We start from the raw sequence: 15,852 nt of genomic DNA, 5'->3' as shown, positions 1-15,852 counted from the left end.
CTGATTACAGTTCTAAAGCTTCGTAGATGTATAATTTGTTCAAAAAACCGACGCTGCTGAAGTGATAACTAGGTAAAGGGGGAGGGAACCATAATTCCGTTTGATAAACGCTGAAAATGAGAAAATTCTTTCTAGTGGTCTTACTGGCGATCGCTTCTTGTAAAAAAGGTTGACCCGTATCCACCAACATTTTACAGTAACCCCGCAAGAGAGCTTGCACATCGAGGGAAGCTTGCGCCCGAGCGCAGACATTATCCCTAAGATAGCTAGTTAACCTCTGGGAAGCGTATTGTTCGTAATCTTGACGATTGGGGTTAGTTGTCAGCAATATCCCCGCAATTCCCCCTAAAACCACTCCTACCACCACTCCCCCTAACCGTGCCAATTTCATAAGCTCTCAAATCATCACTCACTTACCCTAACCATAGCCCGAATTGAGGATAAAAAACCTGTTGCCAACCATTCGTTTTGTGCTATACTAGGGAAGGTGTGCGGCGAGCGTAGCCAAGTGGTTAAGGCAGTGGATTGTGGTTCCACCATTCGGGGGTTCAAGTCCCCTCGTTCGCCCTCTTATGAACTACTCCCATCCCCTAGGTAGTCTCCTGTCTCCGATCTCAAAAATGGAAATTAATTTGGCACGACTACTTAACAAATTATTGCGATCGCTTGCCATTAACTGATTTTCAGCGATAATCTAAAGTCAGAGTCCATCGGGAGATAAGATCATGAACTTTCGTCTAGTTCTATTTTCAGGCCTAGTAACGGCTTTAGTTGGTGCTGGTATCGGTTATGGCATTAGCCGCATTGAACGCAATCCCAGCCAAGTCAACTATAAAAATCCCTATCACTATCAAATCATCTATGGACGTTATTTTGCTGGTGCCGGGGCAGCCCTGGGCTTCTGTGTGGGTGCGGGTTTACAAATGGTCAAAGAACTCAAAGAAGAAAGAGATAGAGAAATGGGCATCCTAGATGATGGCTCAGAATTCTAGTCTTGTGGGGCTAATTCCTCAAGAATGATGAATTGAACGTGATTAATCGCTAAATCGCCGATGGGAACTTGGGTTTTTAACACCGGTTGTCCTTCACTGAGCATTCGTTCAAAGGGGATATCTTTGGCAATTTCCGTGTGATACCAAGCTAAACCCATAAAGAAACGATTGGGATAGGGACCACCTTCAAAAATATCATCGGGATTGGACTCCATGGGAACCCAACCGATAGAGGGCAGATAAAATTCCATCCAGACGTGATTGTAATCCGGTTCAAGGGGTAAATTACGTTCGAGGGGATGGGGTGGGCATTTATAGCGTCCTACCGTGCGACAGGCAATACCATTGAGACGACACAAAGCCAATAATAAACCCACATATTCCCCACAGGAACCGACTCCGCGCCGCAGGGCAATATCAGGGGTGTCGATGTTGGGTTTGATCCCGTAGGAAAGCTGATCATAGACGTAATTACGAATACTATAAACTTTTCGGAGGAGATTGGTTTCCCGACCGATCGCTTCTTCGGCAGCATTGAGGATAATTTCTGTATTCATAGCCAGATCATCATTATCGATCAAATAGCGATCGGGAAAATCGGCGGGTAAGGGGGGTAAATCTTCGCAGTCTTGGGGAGTAATTTGGTATTTAATACCCCATACTTCTAATACTACTTTCCACCCAAAAATATGACGTTGTTTGCTGGTTATTTGCTCGAACTTAAATACTGCCACCCGCTGCCCGTCCTGAATTTCTTCAATAAAAGGCAATCCCACCGCTTCGACGCTGCGAATTTTTTGCCGCGGTGTTTCTAAGGGTAAAGCGATGCGCCATTCCACATCTTTTAGTTCGATATTATAGAGAGGTTCCAATTCCTCGACGTAGGATAATTCAATCAGATAACCGTTAGAAAGGGCGTATTTTTTAGCGGGATCGTAGTGAAAATATAGAGGATGGACAAAAGTACGCGGACGATAACTAAGTTCGTGAACCTGTTCGGAATTGGGATTATCGCGGATACAGGGTTCCTGGAAAGCATAGGCCACATATAATATATCCTTGCCACTGTTAGCATCGCAATAAAATGCCAATCCCGTCGGTGATTCAAAAGGAGTTATCATGCTAAAAAGCTGTTCTCCCGTGGCGCGATCGAGACAGTAAACCGTTTGTTCTAGGGTATCCGTTAGCCAAAGTTCTTCCCCGCGAATGGTGATATTTTCGATGCCGATACCCGGCGCGTACAAACGAGTAATTTCCTGTCCCGATTGGCGCTCAAATATAAAGATTTGTCCAGAACGTTGACAAGTGACATAAATTGTGTTACCAGTTACGGCGACTCCGTTAGCGGTGTAGGGAAGACGGGTAAAAAATTTCGGGGTAAAATCTTCGAGAGTGCAGCAGTAGAGATTTTCGCGAGTAGTAAACCAGAGGTTATTTTGATCATCGATTGCCAATCCCGTCGTCCCGACGAATTCTTGCCAGCGATGGGAATTAAGTACGCTTGTATGACCAGTATCGAGGGCAATTTGGTATAAATAGCCGTTTTTTGCGTCGATAGCGATTAATTTGTTATCTTGAAATACAATTCCGTGCAGAGCCGTGGCGCTAATCGGACGAATCGTTTGACGATGGGAGGGAAGACTGGCAGGATCGAAAATCATAGGAGGAAACGAAAAGGGAGAGCGTTTTTAGGTGAATAAAACAGCAATTCTCCCCACGATAGCAAATTTTCTCGCCCTTGAATGCTCGTAATGAACTGCAATCCCGAAAAAAATGTCAAGAATTGTCACCTATAGTCCCTCTCATACCCTTGTACCTACCTACGAGTGTTTCAATCGTTGCAGTTATTGTAATTTTCGCAGGGATTTAGGCACTGATGGCTGGTTAAGTCTAGAAAAAGCCAAAGAGATTTTAACTGTTTTGCAGGGTTCAGAAATTACGGAAATTTTAATTCTTAGCGGCGAAGTTCATCCTTTAGCAGCCAATCGAGAGTTATGGTTTCGGCATATTTATAATTTGGGAGAATTGGCTTTAAATATGGGTTTTTATCCCCATACCAATGCGGGGATTTTAACTTTTGCTGAGATGGAAAACCTGAAAAATGTCAATCTATCTATGGGCATAATGTTAGAACAAATGACGGTGACTTTATTAAATACTGTCCATCGTCAGGCTCCCAGTAAAGTGCCATCCCTGCGCTTAGAACAGTTACAATGGGCGGGAGAATTAGCAATTCCTTTTACCACGGGGTTATTATTAGGAATTGGTGAAACGGAATGCGATCGCTTAGTGACCTTAGAAACTATTGCCGCTCTTCATCAACGTTGGGGACATATTCAAGAAGTGATCCTACAACCCTACAATCCGGGCAAAAGAGAACAGTGGCAAAATAATCCTTTTGATCTGCAAAAATTACCCGATCTGGTTAGGCAAGCCAGGGAAATTTTGCCCCCAGATATTGTCATTCAAATTCCCCCGAATCTAGTACCTGATCCTCTTTTTCTCTTGGATTGTTTGGCGGCAGGAGCGCGGGATTTAGGCGGTATTGGCCTTATCGATGAAGTTAATCCCGATTACCTCCATTTACACCCTGATAAATTAAAGGAATTTTTAGCAATTTATGGCTGGAAATTAAAGCCGCGCTTACCAGTTTATAAGTAAGAGGAATTGTGAAAGTATCGCTATAATCTAGTTTAAAATCATCATCGTTAGCAAAAACAGCTTGATATTAAATATAAATTTCAAGACAAAACTTGCTCAAAAACCTTATTTATCCCAGCATAATATCCCGATCAAACTCAAGAATAATTTCCGAAAAAACCAGCAACTTTTTTGACTATAATAACGACAAGATTATCAGTATAGCCTTAGACTATCCTATGATCAGCCCTATCTTGATCGCCATATATATTTATGAAATTTAGTGAAATTGCCCAAAAATTAAGCCCTTTAGTGCAATCCCAGAGTTTGACCGCCTATCCCGACAGAAATCCCCAAATTAAAGCCATAACTCCCATCGAAACCGCCCTAGTCGATACCATTAGCTATATCGAAGGGGGAAAATTTGCTGCCTTTGTCGCCAAAACTGAGGCTACTGCCCTAATTCTGCCCCTGGATAGCAATTTACAACAACAGGCCGACGAACGCGGCATCGCTTGGTTAGCTAGTGCCAATCCCCGACTTTTATTCGCCCACGCCATCAAATTATTCTATCAACCCTTTCAGCCCCAACCCTACATTCACGCCACCGCCGTGGTCCATCCATCGGCTAAAATCGGCCATAAAGTCGCCATCGGGGCCCATGCCGTGGTAGAAGCCAATGTTACCCTCGGTGATGGGGTGTGCATTCATCCTAACGCCGTTGTTTACCCCGGGGTGCATATTGGTGATCGCACAATTCTCCACGCTAACTGTACCATCCATGAACGGGTACAAATCGGCAATGATTGCGTTATCCACAGTGGTGCTGTTATTGGTGCCGAGGGCTTCGGTTTTGTGCCGGTTCCCGAAGGCTGGTTTAAGATGGAACAATCGGGTATCGTGGTCTTAGAAGATGGCGTAGAAATTGGCTGTAATAGTGCCGTGGATCGTCCGGCAGTGGGAGAAACCCGCATCGGTAGCCAGACTAAGATCGATAATCTCGTCCATATTGCCCATAATTGCCAAATTGGCCAAGCTTGCGCCCTAGCAGGACAGGTGGGCATGGCAGGAGGCGTAAAATTGGGCAATCGCGTTATTTTAGCAGGACAGGTGGGCATTGCCAATCAAGCAGTGATCGGGGACGGTGCGATCGCAACAGCCCAAACTGGCATTCACAACGATATTGGGGCAGGAGAAGTGGTTTCCGGCGCTCCCGCTATGCCGCATAAACTATTTCTCAAGGTAGCAGCCGCTTACAAGCGTTTACCCGAAATCTATCAAGCGGTTAAACAGTTGAAAAAATAGCCCTATTCAGGAGGCGGTCGGCAGGGGGTAGGAGGCAGTCGGCAGGAGGCAGTATTCAGGAGATAGGAGATAGGAGATGGCTTTTATTTATTCTCCCCACACCCTACACCCTACACCCTACACCCTACACCCCACACCCTACACCCCACACCCCACACCCTCTTTCCAGTCAGTAGGATTAGTGATATTAAATCCGTTGAGTAACGCACAGAAAACGGGTTTCTCCGAGAAACCCGTTTTCTGCTCATGCAAGAGGCAAAAGGGGTCATAAATAATCAGTTTTTAATAATGGGACTTAGGCGTTTTCGGTCAGCAAAAAAGGCTCAAACCATTACGGGACAAAGGGTTAACCTCGATTTATGATTTTCCTTGATATATCTGGGTTTCAGCGATTGTGGGCTTCTCGAAGTAAATCCCAAGCGGGGATTGGAGTTGAGGCTTTTATCGATTTGTTTTTTGTCTAAGTCCCAATAACTGGATTTAGTATGATGGGGGATTTTTAGATAATGGGTACAACTTGCAGGCGTAACCCAAGTGCTTGCAAAACCTTAAGAACTGTAGCAAACTCACCGATTCCCCTGATTCGACAAAGATTTATAAAGACTCTCCCGTCCCAAACCCGTCTCGCGAGCAATATGAGTCATCCCTTGAGAACGGGCAATATCGCCTAATGCTGCCACTACTAAGCTAGGATCGCCCTCTTCGAGGGCAGCTTCCAGATAAGCAGCGATATCTTCTTTTGTTTTCAAATGATCTGCTGCATCCCAAGGATAAGTCTGAATTGTAGCCATAGAGAACCTCCTATCAGTATTGGGCTAAATCTAATGCTGTTTTGATGTCTCGTTCCCAATCAATCGAATCTCATTTTAGCTGGTGCTTAAAAGACGGTGGCTTTCATGCTCCCGTGTTACTATCGGTAATTAGTAATCGGCCAACATAGTGGTGTGAGCTTATTTACTTTTTATCGTTTACTGTTTACTTTCGAGATACTCATGTTGCTCTTGCGTTATGGTATTACCGTGAGTGCGGTGCTTGGGTTGATTTTCTTGGCTGAATCCTCGGTTAAGGCACAAACTCAGTCCGCTGCCGATTTATTGAAAAAACCCCAACCTACTGCCAATGCAGTTTCTCAATTATCCAGTCCCTCGGCGGCACCGGCAACCACGGAAGCGGATCCCAAAGCCCCCAATTATCTTAATCCTAGTGGCAATCCCCTAATTTTTCCCACCAAACCGGATGAGGTGAATATTAGGGTAGTACAACCGCTCACCTTAAATCAAGCGATCGAATTAGCTTTAAAAAATAATCAGACCTTACAGACAGCCCGGGTCGATTTAGAAATCGCTCGCGCCCAATTAAAGGAACAACAGGCGGCTTTATTACCCTCAGCCCAAGCGGAAACCAGTCTCACTCAAGATCAATCGGCAGCCGCCCAAAGACAGAATAATTTGGCCCGTCAACAGGGAATCCCAGCAGTGACACCCGAAGATAGTACCAACTTTCAGGGTAGTGTTCGCATCGTCTATGGGGTTTATACAGGGGGTGAACGGGCAGCCCAGATCAAAAGAGCCGAAAAAGTGATCCGGCAACGGGAATTAGAGGTGGAACGAGTCTCGGAACAAACTCGTTTTGATGCCACCGATGCCTATTATGAATTACAGAGGGGTGATGCCCAAGTAGCGATCTCCCAAGCTGCGATCGAAGATGCTAGTCAAAGTTTACGGGATGCACAATTATTGGAGCAAGCGGGACTAGGAACCCGATTTGCTGTCCTACAGGCGGAAGTTGACCTCGCTAACGCTAACCAAGACTTAACCCGGGCGATTTCTACCCAGCGTATTTCCCGACGGCGACTGGCACAGATATTGAGTGTCGGTCAGCACATCGAGTTAACCGCTGCCGATGAGATTCGCGAGGCGGGAACTTGGGGCTTAAGTCTTGATGATAGTATCGTTTTGGCCTATAAAAATCGCGCGGAATTAGAACAACAACTCTTACAACGGGAAATTAGCGCAGAAGACCGCTCGATCGCCATTTCGGCGGTGATTCCCCAAGTGGACCTTTTGGGCGAGTATAATGTTCTTAACGATCTCAGTGATGATGCCGGTTTTGGCGATGGTTTTAGCGTCGGCGGCCGGATTCGTTGGACTTTCTTTGATGGTGGTCGTGCTTTTGCTCGCGCCCGTCAAGCGGAAAGAAACATCGATCGCGCCGATACGGAATTCTCCCTCCGTCGCAATGAAATTCGCCTTCAGGTGGAGGAATCCTACTATAATTTGATTTCTAACCAAGAAAACATTAAAACTTCGCAAAAAAGCATTGAATCCGCCACGGAAAGTCTGCGATTAGCCCGTTTACGCTTTCAGGCCGGTGTGGGAACCCAAACGGACGTGATCAACTCCCAACGGGATTTAACCGATGCCAGAAGTCGTTATCTACAGGCGATCGTTGATTACAATAAATCCTTAAATAGTCTCCAGCGAGCGATTAGTAATTTACCAGACAATCGTTTGTTTGAAGTGCGTTAATTGTGGGATTTATCGAGGTGTGGTGTGGGGGGAGATGGCCAAATCTCCCCTATTTTAACGAGTTTCGATGATTCTAATCTGTTGTTCCCGCAATTGCTGCAGGGTGGGAGTTTCCTGTAGTTTTTGCACCTGCGGACGCAGATGATTAAAACAATAGGAATTACTGCGAAACAAAGCTGATCATAAATTGGACGGCTTTTTTTCTAGGCCGCTTGCAGAACATAGAAGGTATAACCATAGAAGTTGCTGAATTTCTCAAAAAGTTTCATCTCTTCTTCAGTTTCACGAATAACCGATGGGCTACTGGGGCTGATTTCCAGCTGCCCGATTCGCTCACGGAGAGGTTGATAATAATTGAGCCACCAAACCTGACTGGGCAGCCTCTGGGTAGAAAGTACCTTAAAACCAGACCTATTAGCCCGAACGATATTCTCAAACTCATTACCCATTGTATGATAGGCGTTTTGCCAATAGGCCACAGCCGGCTCTGGTAGCTCATCAGTAAACCAACTCATCTCCGAGATGACGGCGATCCCGTTGTTAGAAACAAGCGGTCGCCAGATTTTAAGAGCTTGCTCAAACCCAAGATTATAAGCAGCCCCCTCAGACCAAAGTAGATCAACTGAACCCACTGACCAATCAAGTTTAGCCATGTCACCATGAATTGGAATGATTAAATGCTCAAGACCAAGCTGTTTTGCTCGGGTTTTGAGTTCGTCGATAAAAACCGACGAGGAATCCACTGCCATGACAGGGCTTTGGTAGTATTGTGCCAGCAGTAAAGCACTGGCACCACTTCCACATCCTAGATCGGCAATTCGTGGCTTGAGGGGCAAAATAGAGAGATTACTCAAAATTTTTAGGGAGAAGTCAGAGTCGCCAGGCCCTTTATGGTCAAGTCCACGGTGTAAATCAGTTAAAGCGGCAACATACTCAGTTTGATTGTCTGTAGTCATAGAGATTTTTGCTGGCTCTAATAGCTGAAAACAGCCCATTCCTAGCTTAATCGGTTAGGCGATCGTTCCCGTCAGGGGGGAACTAGGACTAGCATAGGACTTAATCGGCATTCTTCCCGCTAAATAGGCTAAACGTCCCGCTTTTGCCGCCATTGCCATGGCCTGGGCCATCATAGCCGGATTGGCCGCCATAGCGATCGCACTGTTAATTAATAAAGCATCGGCCCCCATTTCCATGGCCCGGGCTGCTTCTGAGGGTGTACCGATCCCGGCATCTACCACCACGGGAATTTGGGACGATTCGATGATAATCGCGATATTTGCCTCATTTTTCAGCCCCTGTCCCGACCCAATCGGCGATCCTAGGGGCATAACCGTGGCGCAGCCGGCCTCCTCTAAACGTTTGGCTAAGAGAGGATCGGCGTTAATATAGGGCAGTACGGCAAAACCTTCTTTAACTAATTGTTCCGCCGCTTGCAAAGTTCCGATCGGATCGGGTAATAAATATTTAGGATCGGGAATAACTTCGAGTTTAATAAAGTTATTGTCTTCCTGTCCCAATAATTTGGCCATTTCTCGCCCTAAACGGGCCACCCGAACCGCTTCTTCGGCCGTTTGACAACCGGCAGTGTTGGGTAACATCCAAATTTTAGACCAATCGATCGCCTCTGCTAATCCCTCATGACCGGGTGCGTTCGTTTGTACTCGTCTAACGGCAACGGTGACAATCTGACATTCACTGGCACTAATACTTTCCTGCATAGTCGTCAGATTGGCATATTTGCCAGTCCCAGTCATCAAGCGGGAGTGAAAGGTTTTCCCAGCAATGGTGAGGCGATCATTTTGGGGCGATAAAAGCGCTTGGGGTTTATTCTCAATAATAGTTAAGGACATAGGTGGAATAGTAACGGGTGATGGTTGATTAAAGCGATCGCAGCTAAAATGGGTCAAAATGGGATTAACTTTGTCATTAATCACCAGGTCAGCAATCAAGGAAGCAGTAACAGGAGCGAGTAAAATGCCATTACGATAGTGACCGGTGGCTAAAATCAGGTTATCACAGCTACTGCGGCCTAAAATAGGTAATTCATCCGCTGTACCCGGACGGAATCCCCACCACATCTCCTCGATTTCCCAGTCAGCTAAAGGGGGATAGAGACGGGTAGCACGCGCAAAAAGGGTTTGTAGTCCTTGGGGTGTATTGCCCGTTTGCCAGGCGACTTTTTCGGAAGTGGCCCCGATAATTAAACGACCATTGCGACGGGGAACCAGATAGGTTTGCGGACCGAATAAAACCCTCGCTAAGGTCTGGTTAGGGGGCATTTTTACCGCTGCCATTTGGCCTTTGACGGGATGGATAGGGAGGGGTAAAAGTTGACTGGCCCAGGATCCCGCCGCTAAAATATAAATTTTTGCTTCTAATTCCCCAATTGAGGTATAAATACTCTTGACTTTTCCCTGCTTTTGTTGTAAGGCATGGACTTCGATGCCTTGGCGAATTTCTACCCCTAAATTTTCGGCCGCTTGTTGCAGCGCAGTCACTAGCTGCCGATTGTCCACTTGTCCATCGTCGGGATACCACCAACCACCGATCACATCTTTACCTAGTCCGGGTTGGTAGAGGTGAACTGCATTGCTGTCTAACCAAATTTTATTAGCTGTATTGGCAGCAATAGGCTGATCTAGCTCGTAAATGGGAGCAAGAATACCACAGGGATAGTAACCGCTGTTTATCCCCGTTAAATCCTCGATTTTGCGGCTCCATTCTGGATATAGCCAGCGCGATTGTAAACAAAGATCGAGAAAGGGACCCGGGGGAATCCCCTCCGCATGGGGGGCCAACATTCCCGCAGCCGCACGACTAGCGGCCTGAGCTATATCTCGAACTAGGAGGGTAACTTTTGCCCCGCGCAATTGCAAATCGACGGCGATCGCTAATCCGATGATACCACCGCCCACGATCAAAATTTCGCTAGTTGAGTTCTTGACCCTCCCATGGCTAAAAGCGAGGGATTCTTGGTTCAACGACATGGCTTAAAAATCTAAAGGAAATGTAACCTTGATCCTAACTCGCAATTAGTCAGCCGAGAGGAGGGAGAAGTGAGGCTACTGGCATAATTTAAGATTAAGATGATTTTTAGTCAATCTTTTCTAAGCTTCCCTTTTTCTTTAGAGCTTATGACTTCCCCTGCTGTCGATCGAGTTTATCAAGGTCAATTCGGAGAGTTTACGATTACGGATAGCGATCGCCTAGGCGTGCGTCTCTACCGTTTGGGGTTAAATTTAGCGGCTTTTAGTTTCGCTGTCGCTACAATTATAGTCCTCACCCGACCGCAATTACTGCCCCTGACCAACCTTTTATACATTGGTTTTTGTCTGGGGTTAGGCATCAGTTTATTGACTATCCATATATATTTAATTCCCCTCCATCGTCTCCTGCAAGTTTTTTGGCTAATCGGGGCGATTACTTCCCTAATTTTCAGCCTTTATTATCAACTTTCTCCCCTAGAATTTGTCTATAACCACCCGGTGAGTTTATTCGGTGTCGGCTTTATTTTTGCTAGTCTCACGGGGATTTATTTCAAAGAAGCTTTTTGTTTTAATCGTCTAGAAACCAAGTTTTTAACCCCTCTAGTTCCCACCCTTTTACTCGGTCATCTTTTGGGGATATTGCCCTTAAATTGGGAAAAGGGGCTATTAATTCTCTGGGCGACTTTATTCGTTATCTTTGCTCTGAGAAAATTAAGCCAACCTCTCCCCAACGATATCGGTGATAAATCGGTCTTTGAACATCTTAATCATTGACGAACTGATAACTGATAACTGATAACTGATAACTGATAACTGATAGAAACCAAGTTTTTAACCCCTCTAGTTCCCACCCTTTTACTCGGTCATCTTTTGGGGATATTGCCCTTAAATTGGGAGAAGGGGCTATTAATTCTCTGGGCGACTTTATTCGTTATCTTTGCTCTGAGAAAATTAAGCCAACCTCTCCCCAACGATATCGGTGATAAATCGGTCTTTGAACATCTTAATCATTGACGAACTGATAACTGATAACTGATAACTGATAACTGATAACTGATAGAAACCAAGTTTTTAACCCCTCTAGTTCCCACCCTTTTACTCGGTCATCTTTTGGGGATATTGCCCTTAAATTGGGAGAAGGGGCTATTAATTCTCTGGGCGACTTTATTCGTTATCTTTGCTCTGAGAAAATTAAGCCAACCTCTCCCCAACGATATCGGTGATAAATCGGTCTTTGAACATCTTAATCATTGATAAACTGGTCAGTAATCAGTGATAACTGATAACTGATAACTGATAACTGATAACTGATAACTGATAACTGATAACTGATAACTGATAACTGATAACTGTTACTTATCTGGAGTCCTCGATGGTAGCCGGATTAGCAGTATTGGCAGTCTTGCTAGTGAACATTTGTATCAGACTAAAACCGACAAAAGCGAGTAAAGCTATGCCACCAATAGCAGTAACAATTTTACCCACGAGATTTTCTGTGCGGGGTTCTTCGGAGGCATCCTCGTTGGGATCCTCCGAATGGGCAAAACGATTGTAGAGGAAATCGAGGGCTTCATTGCGGAGTTCGTAGTAACGGGGATCCTCGGTGATTTGGGAACGAACCCGGGGACGAGCAAAAGGCATCTTTAACACCTCACCGATTTTAGCGCTCGGGCCGTTGGTCATCATCACCAAGCGATCGCACAAGAACAAAGCCTCATCAATATCGTGGGTAATCATCAACACGGTTAACTGGTGTTCTTGCCAGATTTTCAGCAATTCTTCCTGTAATTCTTCTTTAGTAATCGCATCCAGGGCCCCAAACGGTTCATCGAGGATGAGGACTTGGGGACGAATGGCCAGGGCGCGGGCGATCGCTACCCGTTGTTTCATACCTCCCGATAATTGGGGGGGTTTTTTCTGGGCTGCTTCTGTCAATCCCACTAAGGATAGATTTTCTTCCACGATCTTCACCTTCTCAGCCTGAGATTTTTCGGGATAAACGGAATTAACCCCGATATAAACGTTCTCAAAGGCAGTTTTCCAGGGCAAAAGCGAATAATTTTGGAATACCATCATCCGGTCCGGTCCCGGTTCCTTAACCTCTTTATCCTGTAGCAGCACTTGCCCACGACTAGGAGAAGAAAACCCCGCCACCATATTTAAAAGGGTCGATTTACCGCAGCCGGAGTGACCGATAATGCAGACAAATTCCCCCTCATTGACTTGCAGCTCCACACCGTCTAAAACGGTGTAAACCCCTTCGGGGGAGGGGTATTCTTTGGCAACATTACTAACTAATAAAAAAGGCTGGGTGGTGGTGCTGGAATTCACGGTCTTATCGGTAAAAGTTTGCATAATTCTTCCTAGATTTATTTTAAGGTGGGCAAAGCCCACCACAACCATTAATTAGCGACGGGATCATCGAGGAGAACTTCCGAGACGCGATAATCGCGACGGATCGAGAAACGTTCCAGATAGCCGATCGGATCGTCGGGATTGAAAATAAGACGGTCAAAGAGGGCAAAACTGTGGCGATTGGGTTCCAAATCGGGAAGGCCCAGGGACCGGCAAGCTTCACCAAACAGATCGGGACGACGGACGCGTTCAATCACTTCCACCCAGTTGCGGGGGAAAGGCGCGTAACCCCAACGAGCAAGCTGAGTTAGGGTCCATAGGGCCTCACTGCGGCCCGGACAGTTAGCTTGATCGACGTAAAACTGATTAAATCGGAATAGGGGTTCGGGGGCAGTTCCTAAACCGCGATCGTAACCATCGAGGAACCCGGGCCGAATAATCGCGCTATCCACGCCCACATACTGGGGCTGACTGAGAATATTAACGATTTCTTCTCGATTACGCCGATCATCGCAGTATTCACAGGCTTTAATTAAAGCTTTCACCATGGCGATATGGGTTTCGGGATGTTTCGCCGCCCAAGTTTCCCTGACCCCGAGAACTTTTTCCTGGTGTCCGGGCCAAATATCAAGATCGGTGGCGATAACGTAGCCTAATTTTTCGTGAACGGCGTAGGAGTTCCAGGGTTCCCCCACACAATAACCGTCGATATTACCCGCTTTTAGCAGGGAAACCATCTGAGGCGGCGGAATTACGGCTAAATTCACATCACTATCGGGATCGATGCCGCCACTAGCTAACCAGTAGCGTAACAGTAGATTGTGCATGGAGGCGGGGTGAACCATGCCGAAAGTGGCGATTTTATCGGGACTTTGCAGGAGGGCATCCTTCAAGTCCTCCAGTTTTTCTACCCCCAATTCCCTGTATTTATTGCTGAGGGTGATGGCGTTACCGTTGCGACTGAGTACCAAAGCGCTAATCACGGGGACAGAGGGCTTATTGCCGGCCCCAATGGTCATGCTGAGGGGCATTCCCGCCACCATCTGGGCCGCATCGAGACGACCGGTAGCTACCCCTTGGGCGATCGCTTTCCAGTTGGGTTCCCTTTGCAGGACAACATCCTCTAATCCTTCCTCGGCGAAGAAACCTTTCTCTTGGGCGATAATAATCGGGGCGCAATCGGTGAGGGGGATAAAACCGATGGTAGGATTGGTTTTCAATCTGGTAGCTTGACCGATCACTGTTACTGGTTCGGTGGGTTGGCCGACTTTCTTCGATCGCTTCTGTTGGTTGAGGAAATAAACGATCTCGTTACGGAGGGCGTAGTAACTAGGGTGGTTAACTACTTCTAAACGATGCCGGGGCCGGGGAATGGGAACATCGAGAATCTGACCGATATGGGCCTCCGGACCGGTGGTTAACATCACCACTCGATCGGATAGTAATAGGGCCTCATCCACATCGTGCGTGACCATGATACAGGTAACGTGGCTTTCTTCGACGATTTCCATCAAACGTTCCTGTAAATTGCCTCTGGTTAACGCATCCAGCGCCCCAAAGGGTTCATCGAGTAGCAGGACTTTTGGCCGTAGGGCTAAGGCGCGGGCGATCGCTACCCGTTGTTTCATGCCTCCCGATAATTCTCCCGGTCGTTTGTTGGCGGCATGGCGCAGGTGTACCATATCGATACTATGTTCGATGACACTTTTGCGTTCAGCAGCCGGTAGATGACGCAGCACGCGGTTGACTCCTAGGGCGATATTTTCCCGGACGGTTAACCAGGGCAGCAGCGAATAATTCTGGAACACCACCATGCGATCGGGACCGGGACCTTTAATTTCTCTTCCCTCTAAAATTACCCCTCCCACCGTCGGGCGATCGAGTCCGGCGACCATATTTAAGAGGGTGGATTTCCCGCAACCGGAGTGACCGATTAAAGAGATAAATTCCCCTTGAGTGACGCTGAGATCGATATTTTTCAGGGCGATATATTGACGGCCATCGGGGAGAGGGAAAACCTTATCAATGTGATCGACTTCAATAAATGCAGACATTTTCAGTTATCAGTTATCAGTTATCAGTTATCAGTAATCGGTTATCAGTTATCAGATGTGAGTTTTTAGTTTACTGTTTACTTAAAAAGCTCCCCACACCCCGCACCCTGCCACCAGGAAAAACTTTTTTAACAAACCCTATTTATTTTCTTCGGGTACAACTAATTTAGCGATGTAGGCCATGAGGCGATCGAGTAGGAAACCAACAATACCCACATAAATCAGAGCGAGGATAATTTCACTGATCATGGAACTATTCCAAGCATCCCAGATAAAGAAGCCAATTCCCACGCCACCGATCAGCATTTCTGCCGCTACAATCGCCAACCAAGATAAACCGATACCGATTCTTAATCCGGTGAAAACGTAGGGAACAGTAGCGGGAAAAAGAATGTTGAAAAAATATTCAACTTTGGATAATTTTAGCACTCTAGAGACGTTTTTATAGTCTTGGGGAACCTGTTGCACTCCCACGGCTGTGTTAATAATAATTGGCCAAATTGCTGTAATAAAAATTACAAATATGGCACTAGGTTCGTTATTACGAAAAGCCGCTAGGGAGATGGGTAGCCAAGCTAGGGGGGGAACGGTACGCAGGATTTGGAAAATCGGATCGATCGCATCATAAATTAGGGCGTTACTACCGATTAAAATACCCGCAGCGATGCCAACAATAGCGGCAAGGGTAAAACCGACGGCCACCCGTTGTAAACTAGCAAAAATTTGCCAGAATAACCCCACATCTGTGCCACCATTATTGAAGAAGGGATTAATAATTAATTCCCAGGTCTCGCTAACAACTTTGGTGGGACTAGGAAGGGGGGCATCGGGACTAAAACAGAGTATTTGCCAGATGGCAAGGAAAATTAATAAAGCAATCGCCGAAGTTGCTAGTTTGGGTAATTTTTTTTGCAGGTCTTTTACCCATTTCGGACTTTGAGAACGACGAGAAATAGAAACAGCCATAATCAGTTATCAGTTATCAGTTATC

The 15,852-nt window shown here is 46.2% G+C and carries 14 protein-coding genes, 1 tRNA gene and 1 pseudogene; 8 read left to right on the top strand and 8 right to left on the bottom strand.

What is annotated here, in order from left to right; genetic code table 11:
* Window positions 1–4 precede the first annotated feature (4 nt).
* A complete protein-coding gene (locus tag H6F92_RS08445; RefSeq protein ID WP_190357511.1) occupies window positions 5–391 on the bottom strand; it encodes a DUF4359 domain-containing protein in 387 nt (128 codons plus the stop codon).
* Between the two features lie 103 nt (window positions 392–494).
* Here H6F92_RS08445 and H6F92_RS08440 point away from each other — a divergent pair.
* Together H6F92_RS08440 and H6F92_RS08435 are read left to right on the top strand one after the other, a co-directional pair.
* Window positions 495–567 (top strand) — tRNA-His (locus H6F92_RS08440).
* 158 nt (window positions 568–725) lie between these two features.
* Window positions 726–992, top strand: a complete 267-nt coding sequence (locus H6F92_RS08435; protein ID WP_190357510.1) for a hypothetical protein — start codon at window positions 726–728, stop codon at window positions 990–992.
* Here H6F92_RS08435 and H6F92_RS08430 read toward each other — a convergent pair.
* Window positions 989–2,653, bottom strand: a complete 1,665-nt coding sequence (locus tag H6F92_RS08430) for a transglutaminase domain-containing protein (RefSeq protein WP_190357509.1) — start codon at window positions 2,651–2,653, stop codon at window positions 989–991. The two genes, H6F92_RS08435 and H6F92_RS08430, sit on opposite strands and share 4 nt — an antisense overlap.
* 112 nt (window positions 2,654–2,765) lie before the next feature.
* Between H6F92_RS08430 and cofG the strand changes: the two genes are divergently transcribed.
* Together cofG and lpxD are read left to right on the top strand one after the other, a co-directional pair.
* Window positions 2,766–3,653 carry a 7,8-didemethyl-8-hydroxy-5-deazariboflavin synthase subunit CofG gene (cofG, locus tag H6F92_RS08425; protein WP_190357508.1) on the top strand — a complete coding sequence of 296 codons (888 nt, stop codon included), beginning with the start codon at window positions 2,766–2,768 and terminating at the stop codon, window positions 3,651–3,653.
* A gap of 252 nt (window positions 3,654–3,905) precedes the next feature.
* Window positions 3,906–4,937, top strand: coding sequence for a UDP-3-O-(3-hydroxymyristoyl)glucosamine N-acyltransferase (lpxD, locus tag H6F92_RS08420; RefSeq protein ID WP_190357507.1), 1,032 nt, complete (start codon window positions 3,906–3,908; stop codon window positions 4,935–4,937).
* Window positions 4,938–5,503: 566 nt separating this feature from the next.
* Here lpxD and H6F92_RS08415 read toward each other — a convergent pair.
* Window positions 5,504–5,728, bottom strand: coding sequence for an addiction module antidote protein (locus H6F92_RS08415; RefSeq protein ID WP_242030059.1), 225 nt, complete (start codon window positions 5,726–5,728; stop codon window positions 5,504–5,506).
* A gap of 201 nt (window positions 5,729–5,929) precedes the next feature.
* Between H6F92_RS08415 and H6F92_RS08410 the strand changes: the two genes are divergently transcribed.
* On the top strand, window positions 5,930–7,465 hold the full coding sequence (locus tag H6F92_RS08410; RefSeq protein ID WP_190357506.1) for a TolC family protein: 1,536 nt from the start codon (window positions 5,930–5,932) through the stop codon (window positions 7,463–7,465).
* A 203-nt stretch (window positions 7,466–7,668) separates the two neighbouring features.
* Here H6F92_RS08410 and H6F92_RS08405 read toward each other — a convergent pair whose 3' ends face one another.
* Together H6F92_RS08405 and thiO are read right to left on the bottom strand one after the other, a co-directional pair.
* The gene (locus H6F92_RS08405; RefSeq protein WP_242030058.1) at window positions 7,669–8,421 is read right to left on the bottom strand and encodes an SAM-dependent methyltransferase; all 753 of its coding nucleotides are present in this window, start codon (window positions 8,419–8,421) and stop codon (window positions 7,669–7,671) included.
* 54 nt (window positions 8,422–8,475) lie between these two features.
* A complete protein-coding gene (thiO, locus tag H6F92_RS26535; protein ID WP_190357504.1) occupies window positions 8,476–10,452 on the bottom strand; it encodes a glycine oxidase ThiO in 1,977 nt (658 codons plus the stop codon).
* Between the two features lie 147 nt (window positions 10,453–10,599).
* Here thiO and H6F92_RS08395 point away from each other — a divergent pair, with 147 nt between their 5' ends.
* The 3 genes and pseudogenes from H6F92_RS08395 to H6F92_RS08385 all read left to right on the top strand — a co-directional run bounded on the left by H6F92_RS08395 (window position 10,600) and on the right by H6F92_RS08385 (window position 11,706).
* Window positions 10,600–11,226 (top strand): DUF2301 domain-containing membrane protein, encoded by a 627-nt coding sequence (locus H6F92_RS08395; RefSeq protein ID WP_002768525.1) that lies wholly within the window; start codon window positions 10,600–10,602, stop codon window positions 11,224–11,226.
* A gap of 42 nt (window positions 11,227–11,268) precedes the next feature.
* A pseudogene (locus H6F92_RS08390) lies at window positions 11,269–11,466 on the top strand (DUF2301 domain-containing membrane protein); the annotation flags it as partial.
* A 39-nt stretch (window positions 11,467–11,505) separates the two neighbouring features.
* Window positions 11,506–11,706: a DUF2301 domain-containing membrane protein gene (locus tag H6F92_RS08385; RefSeq protein ID WP_422392758.1), complete on the top strand. Its 201-nt coding sequence runs from the start codon at window positions 11,506–11,508 to the stop codon at window positions 11,704–11,706.
* A 102-nt stretch (window positions 11,707–11,808) separates the two neighbouring features.
* Here H6F92_RS08385 and H6F92_RS08380 read toward each other — a convergent pair whose 3' ends face one another.
* From H6F92_RS08380 to ntrB, 3 genes are all read right to left on the bottom strand, one after another.
* Window positions 11,809–12,807 carry a nitrate ABC transporter ATP-binding protein gene (locus tag H6F92_RS08380; RefSeq protein WP_190357503.1) on the bottom strand — a complete coding sequence of 333 codons (999 nt, stop codon included), beginning with the start codon at window positions 12,805–12,807 and terminating at the stop codon, window positions 11,809–11,811.
* A gap of 47 nt (window positions 12,808–12,854) precedes the next feature.
* Window positions 12,855–14,861, bottom strand: coding sequence for an ABC transporter ATP-binding/substrate-binding protein (locus H6F92_RS08375; protein WP_190357502.1), 2,007 nt, complete (start codon window positions 14,859–14,861; stop codon window positions 12,855–12,857).
* 138 nt (window positions 14,862–14,999) lie between these two features.
* On the bottom strand, window positions 15,000–15,827 hold the full coding sequence (gene ntrB / locus H6F92_RS08370) for a nitrate ABC transporter permease (protein ID WP_190357501.1): 828 nt from the start codon (window positions 15,825–15,827) through the stop codon (window positions 15,000–15,002).
* Between the last annotated feature and the right edge of the window lie 25 nt (window positions 15,828–15,852).

This window comes from Microcystis wesenbergii FACHB-1317 (genome assembly GCF_014696875.1).
Lineage (GTDB): Bacteria > Cyanobacteriota > Cyanobacteriia > Cyanobacteriales > Microcystaceae > Microcystis > Microcystis wesenbergii_A.
This window is presented reverse-complemented; position numbering and strand designations above follow the sequence as displayed.